Below are 19,167 nucleotides of genomic sequence, written 5' to 3' on the forward strand. Positions count from 1 at the left end.
GACTACCGCGCGAGCTATGACGATGGCCGCGAGGTAGATGTGGATTACACAGCCGAAGGGGTGCGCAGCCAGCGCTCGGTGGTTGACGCGCAAGATGCCCACGCCTGGAGCAGCCACACCACGACCTATGCCGCCGACGGGGTCACGCGGGTGGACTACCGCGTGAGCTATGACGATGGCCGCGAGCTGGATGCGGATTACACAGCCGAAGGGGTGCTCAGCCAGCGCACGATGGTTGATGTCGCGGATGTTTATGATTGGCAGAGCTATGTGCAAACCTATGACGCCGCCGGCCAATTGCTGGAAACAGATTATACCTATGACCCGTTTCTTGGATAACGGCCCTAAAGGCTTTCGCTGTTGCAGCGCTGAGAGCGCTCGCCAGGGCGGTGGTGCCGCGTTGTGAGGCTGTCCCCGTTGCGCTGGGGTGCTTTTCAAGCAGAGTCCGCAGGTTTAGCTGGTCTGTGGGGTGTGGCTTGATTTAGGGTTCGCGCGTGTTTCGGACTTTTTGTTAGGCGGCACATCACAGGTTGGGGGCGGGCATGAGCGCATATTGGCAACAGGTATTGCAAGAGCATTGGGGCATTGAAGCGAGCCTGACACCGCTGGCAGGAGAATATGACCTCAACTTTCTCGCGTCAGGCGGTGCAGGCTCTGGTGGGGCAGATTATGTCCTGAAAGTCATGCGTGTGGGGTGCGCCTCTGAATTGGTGGCGATGCAATGTGAGGCGCTGGCGCATCTGAAGGCGCGCGCACCGCTGCTGCCTGTGCCCGAAAGCCTGCCCTTGCCTTGCGGAGCGCCGTTCTTGCGCGTTGCGGATGACGCAGGTGCCGAGCGGATCGTCTGGGTGCTGCAAAAGCTGAACGGGCGGGTATATGCCGAGGTCTTGCCCAAGTCTGCGCCCTTGCTGGCCAATCTGGGCTATACGCTGGGCAAGATTGATGCGGCTTTGGCCGATTTCAGCCACCCGGCTTTGGCGCGCGACTTCAAGTGGAATTTGATGCAGGCCGATTGGATTTCGGAGGCGCTGGATGTGGCAGGCTCGCCTGAGCGACAGGGTTTGCTGACAGACATTCTAACCGCCTATCGCAAGATCAAGCCGCAGGCCTTGGCGCTGCCGCAGGTGGCCATTCACAACGATGTCAATGATTACAACATACTCGTCAGCGCAACGCTCGCGACGCCCCCCCGTGTCACCGGGGTGATTGATCTTGGTGACATGTGCCTGAGCCCCCGGATCTGCAATCTTGCGATTGCCTGCGCCTATGTCGTTTTGGGCCAGCAGGCTCCGGAGGAGGTGCTGGCCACCTTTGTTGCGGCGTATCATGCGGCCAACCCGTTGCAGCCTGCGGAGATTGATCTGATCTATCCGCTCATGCGGATGCGCCTTGCGGTCAGTGTGGTGAACTCCAGCCTGATGGCGCAGGAAAGCCCGGATGACCCCTATGTGGTCGTCTCTCAGAAACCGGCTTGGGCGTTTCTGGAGCGCGGGCTGGAAGAGGAGGGCCTCTTGCGGGCCCGGCTTAGGGCAGCCTGCGGGCTGCCGGTGACGGAAGCTGCCCCGCGGATCCTGGCGTGGTTGAGATCTGAGCGTGGCAATTTTGCGCCGCTCTTTGGCAAAGATCTGGCAAGCGCACCGATGGGGTCGCTGTCTGTTGAGGCCTCCGCAAGCCCGCAAAACCCGTTTGACTTGCCGCTTCAGGAGGCTGCCACGATTGGCGCGGAATACAATCAGGCGGGGGCCGTTTGGCTCGGATATTACAATGAACCGCGCTTGATCTATACGGCGCCGTTTTTCAGGCGTGGCCCCTGGAAGGCCTCCAACCGGCGCACGGTGCATATTGCGGTGGATGTCTTTGCAGAGGCACAAACCCCGATCTATGCGCCGCTTGCGGGAACTGTGCATGTCGTGGAATACCGGCCTGCGCATCTGGATTACGGCGGTGTGCTCATCCTGCGGCATCAGACGCCCGAGGGAGATGAGTTCTTCACGTTGTATGGCCATTTGAACCCGGAGATCTGCACACGCCTCTCTGTGGGAGAGCAGATTGAGAAAGGGGCGCTTCTGGCGCATTTGGGCGATGTCACCCAGTCGGGCGGCTGGGCGCCGCATGTGCATTTCCAGCTTGCCCTGACAACCGAGGGCATGGGCGCTGACTGGCCCGGTGTGGCCGATCCAGACGAGATGTATCTCTGGGGAGCGGTCTGCCCCAATCCGGCTGCTCTGCTAAACCTGCCGGATGAAAAAACAGGCTATGTCACACGCGATGTGGCCGAGGTGGCGCAAGGGCGCAAGCATCATTTCGCACCCAACCTGAAGCTCAGCTATGAGACCCCGCTTATGCTGTTGCGGGGCTGGAAGCATCATCTGTTTGATGCCTGGGGGCGGCCCTATCTGGATGCCTATAACAACGTGCCGCATGTGGGCCATGCCCATCCGCGCATTCAGGCGGTGGCGGCGGACCAGCTCAAGCGGATAAATTCAAACACCCGCTATCTGCACCCCGCGCAGGTGGCGTTTGCCGAGAAGCTCTGCTCCAAAATGCCCGAGGGGCTGGAAGTCTGCTATTTCGTAAACTCGGGCAGCGAGGCCAACGAGCTGGCGCTGCGTCTGGCGCGGGCGGCCAGCGGCGGGCGCGATATGATCACGCCAGATCACGGCTATCACGGCAACACCACGGGAGCGATCGACATATCGGCCTACAAGTTCAACGCCAAGGGTGGCGTGGGCCAGCCCGATTGGGTGCAGCTGGTTGATGTGGCCGATGGCTACCGGGGCCGCTTTGGCTATGAAACGGCTGACTGTGGCGCGCTATATGCGGCCCAGGTGGAGGGGGCGCTTGCGCGGATCGCGGCGCGCGGCGGCAAGCTGGCAGGCTTTATCGCCGAGACCTACCCCAGCGTGGGCGGGCAGATCATCCCGCCCAAGGGCTATTTGCGAGGTGTTTACAAACGCATCCGCGCGGCGGGGGGTATTTGCATTGCCGACGAAGTTCAGACTGGCCTTGGCCGCTTGGGCAGCCATTACTTTGGTTTTGAAGAGCAGGGTGTGACGCCTGATATTGTCGTGTTGGGCAAGCCGATTGGCAACGGCCATCCGATGGGGGTTGTGGTCACGACCCGAGAGATCTCGGAGGCATTTGCCCAAGGCCCTGAATATTTCTCTACCTTTGGCGGCTCCACACTCTCTTGCCGGATCGGCCTTGAGGTGTTGAACATCGTGGATGAAGAAGGGCTGATGGAAAACGCCCGCGTGATGGGCGCGCGCTTGCGGGCCGGTTTGGACCTGTTGCAGGCTAAGCACCCACATATTGGCGATCTGCGCGGGTTTGGCCTGTTTGTGGGCGTTGATCTGGTCACCGACCGTGACACCAAAACACCAGCGCAGGCCGTGGCGCAGTATGTCAAAGAGCGCCTGCGCGCCCAGCGTATTCTCATAGGGACCGAGGGGCCTGCGGACAATATCCTCAAGATACGCCCACCGCTGACGATTGACGCGGAAGACATTGACATGATCCTGCACGGGCTTGGCACCGCCCTTGGCGAGGTGGAGGCTTTGACGGCCCAGTAGGGCTGCCTTTGCCTGCGTGCCGGTTTACCCTGTGGTGCGTTGGAACATCGGCCCGCCTTTCCAACGCGGGAAACCGAAGGCATTGACCATGGTCACATCAATGTCCTGCGGGCTGGCGGCGATGCCCTCGTCCAATATGGCTTGGCCCTCGCTCTGCATACAGGCAAGAATGCGCGCCATGATGTCTGAGGCTTCAAAGCTTTGACGGCGAATGCCTTTGCGGTCTGCCTCTTCCAGAACCAGCGCTTCGACCTCTGGGTTGCGCGTGGGCTTGCCGTCTTCGCCATAGAGATACCAGCCTTGCCCCGTCTTGCGGCCAAAGTGGCCCTGTTCGCAGATGCGATCGGCAATCTCCACGTAGCGTTGGTGTGCGGGCCGGGTGGCCGCACGGCGTTTGCGGGCCGCCCAGCCGATATCAAGCCCGGCAAGATCCTGCATCTCGAAAATACCCATGGGCATCCCGTAGGCACGCATGGCGGCGTCTATTTCGTAGGGCAATGCGCCATCTTCCAAGAGGTAGTCGGCTTCGCGGCGATAAGATGTCATGATCCGGTTGGCGATAAACCCGTCACAGACGCCCGCCAGCACGGGCAGCTTGCGCAGGGTTTTTGCGAGTGCCAGCGCTGTTGCCAGCACATCATCGGCCACAGTCTCGGGCACAACGATCTCCAGCAGTTTCATGATATGCGCCGGCGAGAAGAAGTGCAGCCCGACAACGCGGGCAGGCTCGCGCACGCTGGCGGCGATTTCATTCACGTCAAGATAGGAGGTGTTGCTGGCCAGCACCGCCTCGGGCTTGCAGGCGGCGTCGAGCGCAGCGAAGACCTGCTTTTTCACGTCCATATCCTCAAACACCGCTTCGATCACGAGGTCAGCCTTGGCCAAAGCGGCATAGTCTGTTGCGGTGGTGAACTTGGCGAGGAGGGCGGCGTGTTTGGTCTCACTGATCAGCCCGCGTTTGAGCGACCCTCCTAGGATGCCTTCAACACGGGCCGCACCTGCGTTGGCGGCGTCTGTGTCGCGCTCCACCATCGTGACAGGCAGCCCCGCAAGCAGAGCGGCGGCGGCGATGCCTGCCCCCATGGTGCCGCCTCCGACAACGCCGATTTCGGCGAGTGGGCGGGGGGCAACGCCCTTGGTGTGCGGGGTTTTGCCCACCATACGCTCGGCAAAGAAGATATAGCGCAGCGCGGCAGATTGCGGCGAGGCTTTCAGGCGCATGAAGCGCTCGCGCTCAAGCCCGAGAGCTGTGACGCCGTCATGATCAAGTGCATCGCGCACGGCAGCGGCGGCTTCATGGGGTGAGGTTTGGCCACGCGCCTTGGCGGTGAGCTTGGCCATGGCCGCGTCCCATGTGGCGCGGTCCACTTCGGGCGCATCGCGGGTGAGCAGGGGCGCGGGCAGCGGCTTTGCGGCGGCGTCCTTTGCCAGCTGAATGGCGGCGTCAAGCAGCTCGCCTTCGGCCACGGCGTCAAACAGCCCGAGTTTGTGGGCCTCGCTTGCGCTGATGGGCTTGCCCGTCACGGCGAGGCGGGCGGCTTCGATGGGGGCGATCAGGCGGGGCATCCGCACGGTGCCACCCGCACCGGGAATGAGGCCGAGGTTTACTTCGGGCAGGCCGATCTTGGCAGTGGCCGCGCCGATGCGGTGCGAGCAAGCCAGCGCCAGCTCGCAACCACCGCCAAGAGCTGTGCCGTGAATGGCGGCCACCCAGGGGCGCGTGGCACCTTCGATGGCGTTGAGAAGCTCGGGAAGGCCCGGTTCAAGGAAAGGCTTGTCAAATTCGCGGATGTCAGCGCCCGCAACGAAGGTGCGCCCCGCGCAGGTGAGCACCACGGCGGCGGGCTGGCTGGCTTCAGTGGCGTGCAGCGCCTCCATCAGCCCTTGGCGCACAGCCTGTGAGGCGGCGTTGACGGGCGGGTTGTCGATTGTGACGACGGCAATGTTGCCGTGCATTTGGGTGGTGACAACAGACATGGGCGCGCTCCTATTATTGGTTGCGAGGAGCCTGTCCCGCAGTGTCTGAAAAGTCAACCGCGCGGTCGGTTATCTTCCGTAGTAAAGCGCCTGCACATGTTCGGCCTCGGCAAAAAAGAGCCAGCGGCCCGCCGCGATGCCGACAAGATGCGAGAGCACCGCGATAAAGCCGATGAAATGGGTGACAGACAACAAGAGCATGAGCGCCGCGGGCAGGATGATGCCGAGCCCAAGCGCGATGACCCTGAGTTTCACCGCATGTTTGCGCCCCACCTGATAGGCCATTTCCTTGAGGAGATAGTTCTCGCCCGAATGGGGCGGCTCAAGCAGGCGCACTTTACCGATGCGCCCAAGGCCCGTGGCGCTCTCCATTGTGGAGCCGGCGCGGCCCTTTTCATCGCCTGCAATCCAGGCCCAGACCATGAGCACGCCCAACACGGTGAGCAGAACTGCGGCCAAGCGTGTCTGCCCTGCGAGCAGCGCGCCACCCGCCAAGGCATGCAGCAGAAAAACAGGCGGCGTTGTCCACATGTTCCAGCGTGGCACGGTCTTGAGCTGGGTGTAGATCATCGAAGTGGTGAAAACGGTTGTGAGGCAGAGAAGCGCGCCGAGCACGCCGACAACACGCAGGCGCACGTCAAAGAAAATAATGCCGCTGGCAAAAACAGCCATGAGAAGCAGCGCGGCGATGGCGGCGATGCCCTCGCGTGACAGCCAGCTGGAGCGCCATTGGCTGAAAGCCTTTATGGCGTTCTTGGGGTTTGCCAGATGCGCCACCGAGGCCAGAAGCCCGCCCACGGCGAGCGCATAGGCCAGCGCGAAAAATACGAAGGCCACCCAGCCTGTCACAGGCGGCAAGCCAAGGCCGAGCCAGAACAGAAGTCCGAAGCCGAGGCCCGAAAGCGTGGTGAAAGCGATGACGGAAGGGGCGGGATGCATCAGAGTTTCTCCAGCGCTTTATCGAGCCAAGCGAACAAGCCCTTGGCGTTTGTGTGCTGTGGGGCAAGGGCGGCGTCTGAGGATTGGTCCTTCAGGCGCGGGGGCAGATATTTGTTCACAGGCTTGGTTCCCAGCTCGGGCATAAGGTCCATCCCTTCGCGTGCGGTGACAAGCTTGCTCACGTCACTCTCAGGGTCGCCCAGGTCGCCAAAGTGGCGCGCACCGGCGGGGCAGGTGCGCACGCAAGAGGGGACACGGTCTTCCTCGGGGATGTTCTCGTTGTAAATGCGGTCCACGCAGAGGGTGCATTTCTTCATCACACCGAAGATTTCATCCAGCTCGCGCGCGCCGTAAGGGCAGGCCCAGGCACAGAGCCCGCAGCCCATACAATCGGCCTCGTTGACCAGCACAATCCCGTCTTCCTCGCGCTTGTAGCTTGCGCCTGTCGGGCAGACGGTGACGCAGGGCGCATCTTCGCAGTGTAGGCAGGACTTGGGGAAATGCACGGTCTGTGAGCATCCCGTTTCGGGCTGGGCCTCAAAGCTGTGCACGCGGTTGAGGAAGGTTCCCTGTGGCTCGGCCCCGTAGGCGTCCACATCAGAGAGCGGCGCGCCGTAGTTGGAGGTGTTCCATTCCTTGCAAGAAACAACGCAGGCCTGACAGCCGACGCAGGTGTCAAGATCAATGACAAGGCCGAGCTTTTTCTCGGTGGATTGCGGCAGGGTGGTCATGCGGCCTCCTGACAGGCTTTGGCGGCAAAGGCGGCCAGCTCGGTGTTGAAGCGTTCGGGGTGCTCGGCAAAGGGCGCGTGGCCCGTTTTTGGCCACATCGAAAGCGCGCTGTTGGGCAGCGCCGCTGCGGCAGCCTCGCCGACGGGGGGCACAACGATACGGTCCTCGGCGCCGTGGATCACCAGCGCGGGTTTGGTAAAGTTGGCCCAGACCGCGCGGCAGTCAATCGTGCCGGCAAAAAGCGCGCGGCGCACCAGCGGGCTGACAAGCATATTCGCGCCCACCAGCGTGCCGTAGATAGGGCGCGGCAGGGGCGCATAGGTGCAATCGTCCACAAATTGCGCCGTGGCGGTGAGCAGGCGGGCCTGATCGGAGGTGTAGAGGTCCTTGTTGAGCGCGGGGCTGGCCTCGCTTGTCATCCAAGGCTCGCGGGCCGCCCCTATGGCGATCACCCCGCCGACAGGGACAATGCCCGCGATGGCCTCTTGCCCGTGCGTGGCAATGTAGGAGGCAATGACGCGCGCGCCATAGGACCAGCCGATGAGCACGGTCTGTTTGAGGCCCAGTTCGGTGACCACCGCATGGATGTCATCGCCCCAGAGCGCCGTGTCGCTATAGGCGGCTTCGTCTTGGGGCGCGTCCGAACTGCCATGGCCGCGCAAGTCAAGCGCCACCACGCGAAAGCGCGCAGCCAGCGGGGCCTGAGCGGCCCAGCAGACAGAATGCTGCGACCAGCCGTGAATGAACAGAAGCGCGGGCGCATCTTCTGGCCCTTGGTCCGTGACATGGAGTTTCACCCCACCGCCGCCTGTAACCTTTTGAATACGCATTAGAATGTGTCTCCATAGGTCACGTTCTTGGGTGCTTGGCCCACGGGGCTTTCCTGCGAAGGTAGGGTCGGCTCGCTCGGTGCGCCCTTTGGGGCTTTCTCGATGCGCACACGCAGATCAAACCACGCGGCTTGGCCTGTGACAGGGTCGGAGTTGGCCCAGCGCAGCCCGTCGCCCTTGGGGGGCAGAAGCTCGTTGATCAGGTGGTTGAGCAGGAAACCCTGTGTGGCCTCGGGCGCGTCTTCGCTCAAAGCCCAAGCGCCACGCTTTTTGCCGATGGCGTTCCATGTCCAGATGGTCTTGCCGTTCACCCCGTCCATCCGCGCGACCGGCACTTTGATGCGCCCGTGCGGCGAGGTGACATAGGCCCAATCGCCCTCGGCAAAGCCGTGCTCTTCCCAGAGCGCGCCGGGGATGAACATCTTGTTCACACCGGTGATCTGGCGCAACCAGGCGTTCTGGCTGCCCCAGGAGTGATACATATGCATCGGGCGCTGGGTGAGGGCGTGCAGCGGGAACTCTTCTTCTGAGACCTGCGCTTCCTCGAAAGGCGCATACCAATGTGGCAGGGGTGACATCGTCTCGATCATGCGCGCGCGCAGATGCTCCGGCGGCTGGCGCTCGCCATGGCCCTCGGCGGCAAGCTGCATCTTGCGCATCGGCTCAAGGTAAAGGTTGAACACATAGGGCTGGGGCGCATCAAACAGGCCGATCTTCACGGCCCAGTCCTGATAGGCTTGGTTCCAGGGCTTGTAGAATTGCGCCTCTTCGGGGAGGTGGCTGACCCAGAAGCCGCCGTTTTCGATATAGCGCTCAAGCTGCTCTGTGTTGGGCGCGCCGCGGCCTTCCTCGCGGCCATCTTCACCGCGAAAGCCCGCCAAGGGGCCAACACCTGCGCGGCGCTCGTGGCTGACGATATAGTCGGCATAGTCGGCATATTTCTGGCTGCCGTCCTCGTTGACAAAGCCGGGCAGAGCCAGCCGCGCACCAAGGTCACAAAGCGCGGATTGAAAGCCCTTCACATTGCGGTCAGGCTCAACCACAGGCCAGCGGATTGCATCGGCGGCGGCATCGGCCTCGCAAATCGGGCGATCGAGAAGGCTGATGCAATCGTGGCGCTCAAGATAGGTTGTGTCAGGCAAGATAAGGTCGGCATAGGCCACCGTCTCCGAGCTATAGGCATCGGAATAGATGATATGCGGGATGACATAAGCGCCGCGCGCGTCCGTGTCGGTGAGCATCTCGATCACCGAGGAGGTGTTCATCGAGGAGTTCCACGCCATGTTGGCCATATACATGAACAGCGTGTCGATCTTGTAGGGCACGCCCGCGTGGGCATTGGAAATGACCATATGCATGAGGCCATGGGCGCTGAACGGGTTTTCCCAGCTGAACGCCTTGTCGATCCGTTTGGGCTCGCCGGCCTCGTCAATCAAGAGATGTTCTGGCCCCATCGGATAGCCAAGGTGCGGCCCATCGAGCGGCTGCCCTGCCTTGTAGCCTGCATGGGGTTTGGGGTGCGCCTCGGGCGGTTTGGGGTAGGGCGGTTTGAAGCGGAAGCCGCCGGGCACCTCGACCGAGCCAAGCAGGATTTGCAGAATATGCAGCGCGCGGCAGGTCTGGAAGCCGTTGGAATGCGCCGAGATACCGCGCATCGCGTGAAAGCTCACGGGGCGGCCGATCATCTTCTCGTGGCGCTCGCCTTTCCAGTCGGTCCAGGGCTGGTTGATGACGATCTCTTCTTCAAAGGCCACGCGCGCCAGATCGGCGGCCAGCGCCTTGATGCGCGCGGCAGGAACACCGCAGCGCTCGGCCACGGCCTCGGGGGCATACTCATCGCTCATATATTGCTCGGCCAGAAGCTCAAAGGCGGGGCGATAGGTCTCGCCAGCTTGGCGGTGCTGGCCTGTGAGGGCGGGCTTTACGCCCTTGGCGTCATAATCGGCGCGCTTGCCTGTGGCGCGGTCGATCACCTGCGCCTTGCCATTTTCGGCGCGCAGGAAAAGCCCCTTGTTCGGCCCGCTCTCGGCGCAATTTACAAGAAAACCTGCGTTGGTGTAGCGGGTGAGGTATTCAAGGTCGATCTTTCCGGCCTTCAGCAGCTCATGGATCATCGCCATAATAAAGAGCCCGTCTGTGCCCGGTGTGATCCCGACCCAATCATCTGCCACAGCGTTGTATCCCGAGCGCACAGGGTTCACGCCGACAATGCGCGCGCCGCGTTCCTTGAGCTTGCCAATGCCGATCTTGATGGGGTTGCTGTCATGGTCTTCGGCCACACCGAAGATCATGAACATCTTGGTGCGCTCCCAGTCGGGCTGGCCAAACTCCCAGAAAGCGCCACCCATCGTATAGATGCCCGCCGCGGCCATGTTGACCGAGCAAAAGCCGCCGTGGGCCGCATAATTGGGCGTGCCGAAAGCCTGCGCCCAGAGGCTTGTGAAACTTTGCGACTGGTCGCGCCCTGTGAAGAAGGCGAGCTTTTCAGGGGCGGTTTCGCGCAGGGGGCGCAGCCAGCTTTCAGCCAGAGTGTAAGCCTCCTCCCAGCTGATCTCCTCGAACTGCCCTGAGCCGCGCGGACCAACCCGCTTCATCGGTGCGCGTAGGCGGGCGGGGGAGTAGTGCTGCATGATCCCGGCAGAGCCCTTGGCGCAGAGCACACCCTTGTTGACAGGGTGGTCCTTGTTGCCCTCGATATATTTGACCTTGCCGTCCTGCAAATGCACGTCAATCCCGCAGCGGCAGGCGCACATGTAGCAAGTGGTTTTGCGAATTTCGTCAGAAACATGGGGCGACGGGCGCGCAGGCACCTTTTCGTTGGATATGGCCATTGGCTCTTTCGTCTTTGCTGGTGCGCGCAGCGCGCAGGATCCCTGTTGTGTGAAGAATGCGCAAACTCTGTTGCAAGGTCAAAGGGAAATGGCGGCTGCAAATGCAAAGTGTGTTTGCTAAGGCTCTGGAAAAAAATGAATTTGCCTGAGGCTGCTCTCTGGCTGGCATGAAGCGTGACGCAGAACTGGACTTAGCGGCGCTGTGTTTGGCGCGCCCGTGGCCTGGCACGGGCTGGGCCGATGGCGCCACAGCGGTTCGAATCAGTGTTACGCCTGCGGCCCGCTGGCCCGAATTGGCGGGTCAGCCGGTGGTCTGGGGCCGGCCAGCGCAAAAAAGACTGTTTCTCAACTGAGCACAGTCATCGGTCACAAGAGCACAGCCTATCGCCTCTGAGCAGAGTGCCGTGCCGCCTGCGCCTGAGAGCCGCCTGAGCCGGTATGGCGCCGCAAACTGCGCAAGACTCTGCGCCGCAACGCCTTTGTGGCAGGGGCAAAAATCGATCGAATTTTGCGGTTCTCAGCTGCGATTGTGCCGCGCGCAGGGCATTATGCAGGGGATTGGGGTGGACTGTTTCCAACACGGCCACAAACCTGCCCCATGACTCGCCGGGCTGTTTGGGGCTGGCGCCTGGGCCAAGGGGGTATGCGCAGGCCAGCCACGGCCATCGGCGGCGGGCGGGCTTGAGGCCTTTTGGCCGGGGCAAGCCGCAATCAGAACGTGTCGGCTTGAGGTTAAGATTTTTGGGGACGAGTTTCCTAAAATTTATCCTGAATTGACTCAGAAGCGCACGCGTGGCTAGAAAAAAACTCCGAACAACCGCTGTGCACTTATCAGGGGGGATCGGCAAAGCGCTTGGGGGACAGCGCGCAGATGTCTGACTTTCGGCGCGGGCGAAGCTGCCAGGACCGTGCCATACGAAAGCTGACGGATCATGCGGCAGGTCGCCCTAGGAGTGCCTTGGCTCTGATGCGCCCATCGCAAACATCTTTCTGGCAGCACAAAGTAGTTGGTATGTCTTTGGCTGGTTGGCTCAAGGCACATGGGTGTAAAGATGAACGAACGTGTCTCCAGCCGATTGAACAGCGCCGAGTTGCACCATCTGCTTGCGGCCAAGCCTGTTGCGCAGTTTGCGGGGCTCTACCGTGTTTATGGCAAACGGGTGCTGGATGTTGTGCTGGTGCTTTTGGCTGCTGTTCCTGCTGTCTTTTTGTTGGTGCCGCTCATGGCGCTGATTGCGCTGGACGGGCGGGCTCCGCTGTATAGCCAGAAGCGGGTGGGCCAAAACGGGCGCCATTTCAGGATGTTCAAACTGCGCACGATGGTGGCCGATGCTGACCAGATCCTTGACGCCTATCTGGCACGCAACCCTCAGGCGCGGGCGGAATGGGACAAGACCCAGAAACTCAAGGCAGACCCGCGCATCACATTTTTTGGCCGTGTCTTGCGCAAGAGCTCGCTGGATGAGCTTCCCCAGCTTTTGAACGTGTTGTTGGGCGATATGTCCCTTGTTGGCCCCAGGCCCATGATGGTGGGGCAAGAAGGGTTGTATCCGGGGCGCGCCTATTACGCGATGCGCCCGGGGATCACCGGATATTGGCAGATTTCAGAGCGCAACGAGACAAGCTTTGCACAGCGCGCCGAATATGACACCGCCTATTACAAGGACCTCAGCTTGCTCCAAGATGTGAAAGTGATGTGTTGCACGGTGCGGGTTGTGGCGCGCGGCACGGGCTACTGAGCCAACCGGCGGGCGTGCAACGCCTTTTGAACCGTCTTGCCCCAGCTATCCCAGTTGAGCCGTGTTTCATAGTCTTTGCGCGCCGTCTGGCGCAAGGCGGCATAGGCGTCTGGGGTGTGGAGGTATTGCTCGATCAACGCTGTGAACTCTGTTGCGCTGGCATCACTGTGCAGCGCATGGCCGCTCACCCCGTTGCGCACAGGCACCCCGCCCACAGCAAGACAGAGCACAGGTAGCCCGTAGGCGGCAGCTTCGCAGAAGGCAAACCCCCAGCTCTCAAAACTGGGTTGCACCATAAAATGGGCGCTGCGAAAGGCGGCTTCAAACGTGGCCCGCTCATCAGGGCGTGTCTTGTCCAAGTGCGGATGGACGCGCACATATGCATTCTGCTGGGATGCGGGCGGAGTTGTCCCGATCACTGTGAGCCGCGCGTCATAGCCGCGTTGGCGCAGCTGCATGAGGGTTTCAAACGCGGTTGGCCCGCCCTTGGCCTGCCAATCACGGCCCACAAGGAGCAGACGCAGTGGCGCGCTCTTCGTCAGTGCTTGCGCGCGCGTGAGAGCACGTGTGGGCGCTGGGGGCGGGTCGATATTTGCGCCCCAAGGCACCACCATACTTTGGGAGGGGGCCAGCCCATACAGCGTCTCAGCCTCGCGCTTGAGCCACTCCGAGGGCCAGAGCGCCAGATCGAGATTTCGGTAGATCTTGCGCTCCGCCCGCAGAGTGACAGGGTCTAAAAGATGGCGCGACAGCCACGAAGAGCCAAAGCTCTGTCCCACCTCGGAGCGCTTGTAGATGGAAAAGCTGGCATCGGAGGTAAAGGCCTTCAGCAGCGGATAAGGGGGGCTGAGCGCGGCCAAAGACTGAAAGGAATAGGCCCCAAAAAGCACATCATAGCGCTTTGCGCTCAACGCCGCAGTGAGTGCGCGGGTGATCATCGGCGCGAGCAGCAAATGCAGCCGCCAACGCAACCGCAGATTGGCCCCTTGCGGCAAAGCATAGAGCGCCCGGCGTACAGGCTCCGCGCCCCCCCAGCTTTGCGGCAGGATATCGACATCGCCCACATGTTGGCGCAGCGCCTGGTAGATTCGTGCATTGCCCCCCGAATAGGGTGCGCTGTGCTCGGGGCTGATATCGCAGAGGTAGGCAATTTTCATCATGTGTCTTTCTGCAAAGGCTCTCTTTAAGCCTATGGCCGAACCAGTGGGCCAGAATACGCAGGATTGTCGGCCAAAATGGGGCAAATGCGAAGAAACATGCGACAAACCCGGGCTGACTTGCTAAAACAGAGGCAGTTTGGGTTAAGGTGCAGCGGGAAGAGTAAGAAGATGCCAAATGCACTCGCCTATCTTGTGCTGGCAAGCTGGCCGCTTATTTCCGTCATTCTGTTTTACAAGCTGCCTGTCGGGCGGGCGCTGATCTGGTCGTTGCTGGCGGCCTATCTGTTTTTGCCGCCGCCGCCTGCGGTTTTTGACTTTCCGGCCATGCCCCCTCTGGACAAGGATTCGATTGCCGCGCTGGCGGCTTTTGGGATGTGTGTCTTCCTGTATGGAAAGGACAGTCTCTATTTGCCACGCTCGCTTGTGGCCAAAGCTTTGATGGTGCTCTTTGTGGCCACGCCACTCGCCACGGTGCTGACAAATTCTGAACCGGTGTTTTTTGGACAGGTGGGCTTGCCGGGGCTGCGGCTGATCGAGGCTGCTGCCCTCATGGTGCAGCAGGCGATGATCCTGATGCCCTTTGTTTTGGCCTATAGTTTCTTGCGCAGCGAAGCCGATCAGCGCGACATCTTGTTTGGCTTTGTTGCGCTGGGGTTTGCTTATTCGCTGCTCATGTTGGTGGAAGTGCGCCTGAGCCCGCAACTCAACTTCTGGATTTGGGGCTATTATCAGCATAATTTTGACCAGCTCATCCGCTTTGGCGGATTCCGGCCGATCGTTTTCTTGTATCACGGGCTATGGGTGGCCTTGTTTGCCATGATGATGCTGGGCTCTGCTGTGGCGTTGTTTCGCCACTCCTCTGGCAAACCCAAGCTGTGGTATGCGGGCTTGAGTGCCTACTTCTCTGTGATCATGATCCTGTGCAAATCGGTGGCGGCCATTGCCTATGCGGCGCTGCTGTTGCCCATGGTCTTGCTGGTGGGGCGCTTGTGGCAGTTCCGGCTGGCGGCTTTTTTGGCGCTGTTGGCGGTTTGCTATCCGATCATGAAGGGGCTGGAATGGATCCCTGAAGCGCAGATTCTGGAGCGGATCACTGCGCTTGACCAAGATCGCGCCGGCTCTCTGAAGTTTCGGTTTGACAACGAGCGGGTGCTGTTGGACCGGGCCTATCTCAAACCGGTGTTCGGCTGGGGCAGCTGGGGGCGCAACCATATTCTTGATCCGGTGACCGGGGCGCTGCTGACGGTGACCGACGGGCGCTGGATCATCACAATTGGGGTGTTTGGCTGGGTTGGGTATCTGGCCGAGTTTCTCTTATTCAGCTGGCCGCTGTTCGTGTTATTTGCGCGCAGTTTTGTGTTGCGCGCGCAGGACCACACATCGCCCTATTTGGGGGCAATGGCCCTGATCTTGGCTTTCAACCTGTTTGATCTGTTGCCCAATGCGACCATCACGCCGCTGACCTGGATGTTGGGGGGGGCTCTCTTGGGCTACACCGAACACCACATGCCCCGAAAGCGCCCGCCCAAAACGACCCTGACAACGGTGATGTAACCCAGATGACTGCACGGCTGAACGTCCTTATCCTGGCAGATGAATGCAACCCTGAATGGCCCTCGCTGCCGATTGTGGGTTATAAATATGCCCGCGCCATTGCGCAGCTGTGCAATGTCACGCTGCTGACCCATGTGCGCAATCGTGAGAACATCGAAAAAGCCGCAGACGGCTTGCAGGTGCATTACCTTGACACCGAGTATATCGCGGCCCCCATGTTCAAACTGGCGCGCTGGCTGCGCGGTGGTGAAGAGGTGGCCTGGTCGACCTCTATGATGATGAATTATCTGCCCTATCTGGCCTTTGAGCGCGCGGCCTGGCAGACGATGAAACCGGCGCTGCGGGCGGGCGCGTTTGACCTGGTGCATCGTATCACCCCCATGTCGCCCACCTTGCCCAGCTATATTGCGCGCAAGCTCGATGTGCCTTTTGTGATTGGTCCCTTGAACGGCAATCTGGATTGGCCCAAGGAATTCAGAGCGGAACAAACCCGCGAGAAAGAGCGCCTCAGGGGGCTGCGCAACCTTTACAAACTGTTGCCCTATGCGCGCTCGACCTATGACAGGGCGGCGGCGGTTCTGACCGCGTTTGAGCACACCCGGGCAGATCTCAAACATGTTGAAGACGCGCGCATCGTGCGGGTGCCTGAAATCGGCTTTGATCCGGAAATCTTCCATGCGCACAACAGCTTGCCCGCCGGGCAGCGGGGTAGGGATGGCAAGCGCCACTTTCTTTATGCGGGCCGGCTGGTGCCTTACAAGCTGCCTGAGCTTCCGATCAGGGCTTTTGCGGCTTCGCCGGCCCTGCGCGCGCAGAAGCTGCACATCCTGGGCAGCGGCCCAGAGGAGGGGCGGCTCAAAGCGCTGATTGCCGACTGCGGCTTGCAGGACAGTGTGACCCTGCATGGGCGCAAGACCCAAAGCGAGGTGGCCGCGCTTATGCGGGCATGTGACGGGTTTATCTTCCCGTCGATCCGCGAGCTGGGCGCGGGCGTGGTGATCGAGGCCATGGCCTGTGGGATGCAATGCTTTGTAACCGATTACGGCGCTCCGGGCGCTTTGAGCGCGCAGGGGCGCGGGGTGGCTGTGCCGATCGGACCGATGGCGCAGATGGTGGATGGCTATCGCGCAGCGCTTGAGGCGGCTCTGGCCTCTCCGGAGGAGATGCAGCAGATGGCGGCTCTGGGGCAGCACTATGCCGAAAGTGCCTTCGGCTGGGCGCAAAAGGGACGCCATGCCTGTGCGCTTTACCGCGCTGTGTTAGACGGCTCGGACTTGCGTGGTTTGGATTTTGTATAAGGTTCGAATTTGGCTGCGCCAAATCCGATCCGTTGAGGGGGCACGCCCCCTCAAACTCCCCCGGGACGGTTCTCAAGCAGGTATAAGGGCACAGAGCCCGTCAGGCTGGTGGTGTGGGCAGAATTTGTGCGGGCACCCCGGCCACTGTGACCTCTCTGGGCACGTTTTTTGTGACAACGGCGTTGGCTCCGATCACGACGTGGTCTGCAACGGTCAGGGGCGCGATCAGCTTGGCGCCGGCCCCGATGTCGACATGGCCCCCAACCACCACCGGCCCGGCCAGGGTGACTTGATGAAAGATCAGGCAATTGGGGCCGATCCGCGCCTGTGGGTGGATGATGATGCCTGTGGGGTGGGTCAGGCACAGGCCGCCGCCGATTTGAGTGCTCAGGTGAATTTCGCTTTGGGTGATCAACGACCAGAACCAGTGGTTGAGAACCCAGTATTTGGAGGCCAGCGTGGCCCAGGCGCTGCGCTTGGCTTTCAAGGCCTGGTAACGGCGGATCGCACGCAACAACTTGCGGCCCGGATCCCAGAAGCCCTGGATCGTTTCGCGGCTCCAATCGGGCTCTGTGGCGCTGATCTCGGCTTTGGGCGGGCTTGGCATTTCACACATTGCACTCTCGTAATTTGATCACCGACAAATTCCTGCCTTGTTCAGGCGGTAAAGCTTGGTCCTGACGCTGGAGTTTAGAGCGCAACTGTATTTGCCTGCAAGAGGGGAGCTTGAGATGTGTCTTCGTATATCTGCTGTGGTGTTCGCATTGCTCTTTGGCCTGCCAAATTTGGCGTTGGCCAAGGATGCGCGGGTCTATTTTTTTGGCAATTCGCTGATCAACCATCTGGGGGGAGGTGATCAGACCAGCGTGCCTTACTGGCTGGGACAGATGGCGCAAGAGGCCGGCGTGGGCTTTGCGGCGGATGGGCAATGGGGTGGTTCGCGGGATCCCACGCGCGCCGGGGACCCTGTGGCCAAGTGGTCCTGTGCGGGGGGGCCCTCGGCCTGGCCGGGCCGGACTGTGCCTTTTGAGGAGGCAGATCTGACACATATTGTGGTGAATCCGGCCAATTTCATTCAGTATCAGGCACCGGATGTGCCGTATGATGGGGACAATCAGGAGGGGGTGTCTGCGCTTTCGGCCATGCTTGAGCTGCTGGAGACGCGGGGGGGCGCGCGGCCCTTGCTGATTTATGAGGGGTGGGCTGAAATGGCCGCTGTGACGGGGCGGTTTCCGCCGCGGGCGCGGGGCTTGCGCAAATATCATGCCCACAACATGGGGGCCTATCATGACTGGTATGTGACGCTCCTGGCGCAAATGCGTGCGGCGGCTCCTGAGGCCCGGCTGCGCCTTGTGCCTGTGGCGCAACGGCTGTCCCAGCTCTTGAGTGCGGCGCCTCTGAAGGATGTTCCGGTGGAGGCGCTGTATTTGGATGATGCCCCGCATGGCACGCCCACCCTCTATTTCCTGGCGGCGTTGATCCTGTATCCGGCGCTCTATGACAGCCCGCCGCCCGCGCAGATGCGCTTGCCGGACACAATCCATCCGCTGGTGGCCAACAACCTTGAGGGTATCTTGGCGCAGATCGCGGCGCTTGAAGGGGATGAGACACAGGCGCAAGCGCCTCCGGCCCGGCCCGCCCCGCAGGGGGCCGTGCCGGAGGGGCAGCTCGAAAACCCGTCGCTGGCTTTCGGGCTGGATGGTATTTCGGACTGGTCCACGCAGCACCCGTTTCTCAACATCATGAAGACCGCCCGCCCGTGGGTGGGGCATGTGGATGGAAACTGGGGCGCTTTGCAAATGGAGGATCTGGCCCGGCGTGGCCTGCTGGATGCCCATGGCTATCCGCGCCGTTTGCCCGCAGAAGCGCAGGTTCTGGAGAGTTTTGTGCTCACCGATCAGCCGCCAGAGGCGACAGACATGGCCAGCCGTTACAGGATCCGCTGGAAAGGCGAGGGCCGTTTGACAGTGAGAGGACGCGGGCAGACCACGCGGGGCGCCCCCGGTGTTAGCGCCCAAAAAAACGAAATATGGTTCACCTACACACCCGGCGAGGGGCTGGTGTCGATCGCGATAGAAAGCACGGACCCAAATGGGACTGGCGCATATATCCGCGATATTGAAATTCTGCGCGAAGACCACATTCCGCTTTATGAGGCTGGCGCGGTGTTCAATCCGGCCTGGATTGAGCGGATCGCAAACGCTCGCAGCCTCAGGTTTATGGACTGGATGATCACCAATGGCTCGCCTGTCACCAGCTGGCCGTCGCGCCCGCGCGAGGCGCATTTCTCTTATGCCTGGCGGGGGGTGCCCGCCGAGCTGATCCTGCGCCTGGCCAATAAGGTGGGGGCGGACCCTGGGATCTGCATGCCCCATGCCGCAGATGACGGGTATGTGCGCGCCTTTGCACAGCTGACACAGGCAAAGCTTGATCCGCGCCTGAAGGCCCATGTCGAATACTCCAATGAGCTTTGGAACCACATCTTTCCGCAGACCGGCTGGGTGGCGCAAAAGGCAGACGCGCGCTGGAATGTTCA

General features: G+C 61.3%; 12 protein-coding genes and 1 pseudogene. 6 read left to right on the top strand and 7 right to left on the bottom strand.

Going from position 1 to position 19,167, the window contains the following annotated elements:
• Positions 1-339: hypothetical protein (locus Q0478_RS00900; RefSeq protein WP_298675130.1), on the top strand; the 339-nt coding region annotated here is incomplete at its 5' end.
• Between the two features lie 203 nt (positions 340-542).
• Positions 543-3,572, top strand: coding sequence for an aminotransferase class III-fold pyridoxal phosphate-dependent enzyme (locus Q0478_RS00905; RefSeq protein ID WP_298675133.1), 3,030 nt, complete (start codon positions 543-545; stop codon positions 3,570-3,572).
• Between the two features lie 24 nt (positions 3,573-3,596).
• Here the strand turns inward: Q0478_RS00905 and Q0478_RS00910 are convergent, their stop codons facing one another.
• The 5 genes from Q0478_RS00910 to Q0478_RS00930 form a co-directional block, all read right to left on the bottom strand.
• Entirely contained in the window at positions 3,597-5,549 is a 1,953-nt protein-coding gene (locus Q0478_RS00910) for a 3-hydroxyacyl-CoA dehydrogenase NAD-binding domain-containing protein (protein WP_298675136.1), read from the bottom strand.
• 69 nt (positions 5,550-5,618) lie between these two features.
• Positions 5,619-6,488, bottom strand: coding sequence for a DmsC/YnfH family molybdoenzyme membrane anchor subunit (locus Q0478_RS00915; RefSeq protein ID WP_298675139.1), 870 nt, complete (start codon positions 6,486-6,488; stop codon positions 5,619-5,621).
• Positions 6,488-7,219, bottom strand: a complete 732-nt coding sequence (locus Q0478_RS00920; RefSeq protein WP_298675142.1) for a 4Fe-4S dicluster domain-containing protein — start codon at positions 7,217-7,219, stop codon at positions 6,488-6,490. Before Q0478_RS00920 ends, Q0478_RS00915 begins: the two co-directional genes overlap by 1 nt.
• A complete protein-coding gene (locus Q0478_RS00925; protein WP_298675145.1) occupies positions 7,216-8,049 on the bottom strand; it encodes an alpha/beta hydrolase in 834 nt (277 codons plus the stop codon). The genes Q0478_RS00920 and Q0478_RS00925 overlap by 4 nt, the downstream gene beginning before the upstream one ends.
• Entirely contained in the window at positions 8,049-10,880 is a 2,832-nt protein-coding gene (locus tag Q0478_RS00930; protein ID WP_298675148.1) for a molybdopterin oxidoreductase family protein, read from the bottom strand. The genes Q0478_RS00925 and Q0478_RS00930 overlap by 1 nt, the downstream gene beginning before the upstream one ends.
• Before the next feature lie 1,052 nt (positions 10,881-11,932).
• Here Q0478_RS00930 and Q0478_RS00935 point away from each other — a divergent pair.
• Entirely contained in the window at positions 11,933-12,619 is a 687-nt protein-coding gene (locus Q0478_RS00935) for a sugar transferase (protein WP_366914876.1), read from the top strand.
• Here Q0478_RS00935 and Q0478_RS00940 read toward each other — a convergent pair.
• Entirely contained in the window at positions 12,613-13,776 is a 1,164-nt protein-coding gene (locus tag Q0478_RS00940) for a glycosyltransferase family 4 protein (protein ID WP_298675154.1), read from the bottom strand. The genes Q0478_RS00935 and Q0478_RS00940 overlap by 7 nt on opposite strands.
• Positions 13,777-13,947: 171 nt before the next feature.
• On the opposite strand from Q0478_RS00940, the gene Q0478_RS00945 reads away from it, so the two are divergent.
• Positions 13,948-15,333: a hypothetical protein gene (locus Q0478_RS00945; protein WP_298675157.1), complete on the top strand. Its 1,386-nt coding sequence runs from the start codon at positions 13,948-13,950 to the stop codon at positions 15,331-15,333.
• A 5-nt stretch (positions 15,334-15,338) separates the two neighbouring features.
• The gene (locus tag Q0478_RS00950; RefSeq protein ID WP_298675160.1) at positions 15,339-16,631 is read left to right on the top strand and encodes a glycosyltransferase family 4 protein; all 1,293 of its coding nucleotides are present in this window, start codon (positions 15,339-15,341) and stop codon (positions 16,629-16,631) included.
• A 100-nt stretch (positions 16,632-16,731) separates the two neighbouring features.
• Here the strand turns inward: Q0478_RS00950 and Q0478_RS00955 are convergent, their stop codons facing one another.
• Positions 16,732-17,247: a serine acetyltransferase gene (locus Q0478_RS00955; RefSeq protein WP_298675163.1), complete on the bottom strand. Its 516-nt coding sequence runs from the start codon at positions 17,245-17,247 to the stop codon at positions 16,732-16,734.
• 115 nt (positions 17,248-17,362) lie between these two features.
• On the opposite strand from Q0478_RS00955, the pseudogene Q0478_RS00960 reads away from it, so the two are divergent.
• A pseudogene (locus Q0478_RS00960) lies at positions 17,363-19,167 on the top strand (calcium-binding protein); the annotation flags it as partial.

The organism is uncultured Lentibacter sp. (assembly GCF_937123735.1).
Lineage (GTDB): Bacteria > Pseudomonadota > Alphaproteobacteria > Rhodobacterales > Rhodobacteraceae > Lentibacter.

Coding starts and splice junctions, on each gene's coding strand:
- Q0478_RS00955 (WP_298675163.1), bottom strand. CDS start 17,247: ATGTGTGAAATGCCAAGCCCGCCCAAAGCCGAGATCAGCGCCACAGAG.
- Q0478_RS00915 (WP_298675139.1), bottom strand. CDS start 6,488: ATGCATCCCGCCCCTTCCGTCATCGCTTTCACCACGCTTTCGGGCCTC.
- Q0478_RS00905 (WP_298675133.1), top strand. CDS start 543: ATGAGCGCATATTGGCAACAGGTATTGCAAGAGCATTGGGGCATTGAA.
- Q0478_RS00935 (WP_366914876.1), top strand. CDS start 11,933: ATGAACGAACGTGTCTCCAGCCGATTGAACAGCGCCGAGTTGCACCAT.
- Q0478_RS00940 (WP_298675154.1), bottom strand. CDS start 13,776: ATGAAAATTGCCTACCTCTGCGATATCAGCCCCGAGCACAGCGCACCC.
- Q0478_RS00920 (WP_298675142.1), bottom strand. CDS start 7,219: ATGACCACCCTGCCGCAATCCACCGAGAAAAAGCTCGGCCTTGTCATT.
- Q0478_RS00930 (WP_298675148.1), bottom strand. CDS start 10,880: ATGGCCATATCCAACGAAAAGGTGCCTGCGCGCCCGTCGCCCCATGTT.
- Q0478_RS00910 (WP_298675136.1), bottom strand. CDS start 5,549: ATGTCTGTTGTCACCACCCAAATGCACGGCAACATTGCCGTCGTCACA.
- Q0478_RS00945 (WP_298675157.1), top strand. CDS start 13,948: ATGCCAAATGCACTCGCCTATCTTGTGCTGGCAAGCTGGCCGCTTATT.
- Q0478_RS00925 (WP_298675145.1), bottom strand. CDS start 8,049: ATGCGTATTCAAAAGGTTACAGGCGGCGGTGGGGTGAAACTCCATGTC.
- Q0478_RS00950 (WP_298675160.1), top strand. CDS start 15,339: ATGACTGCACGGCTGAACGTCCTTATCCTGGCAGATGAATGCAACCCT.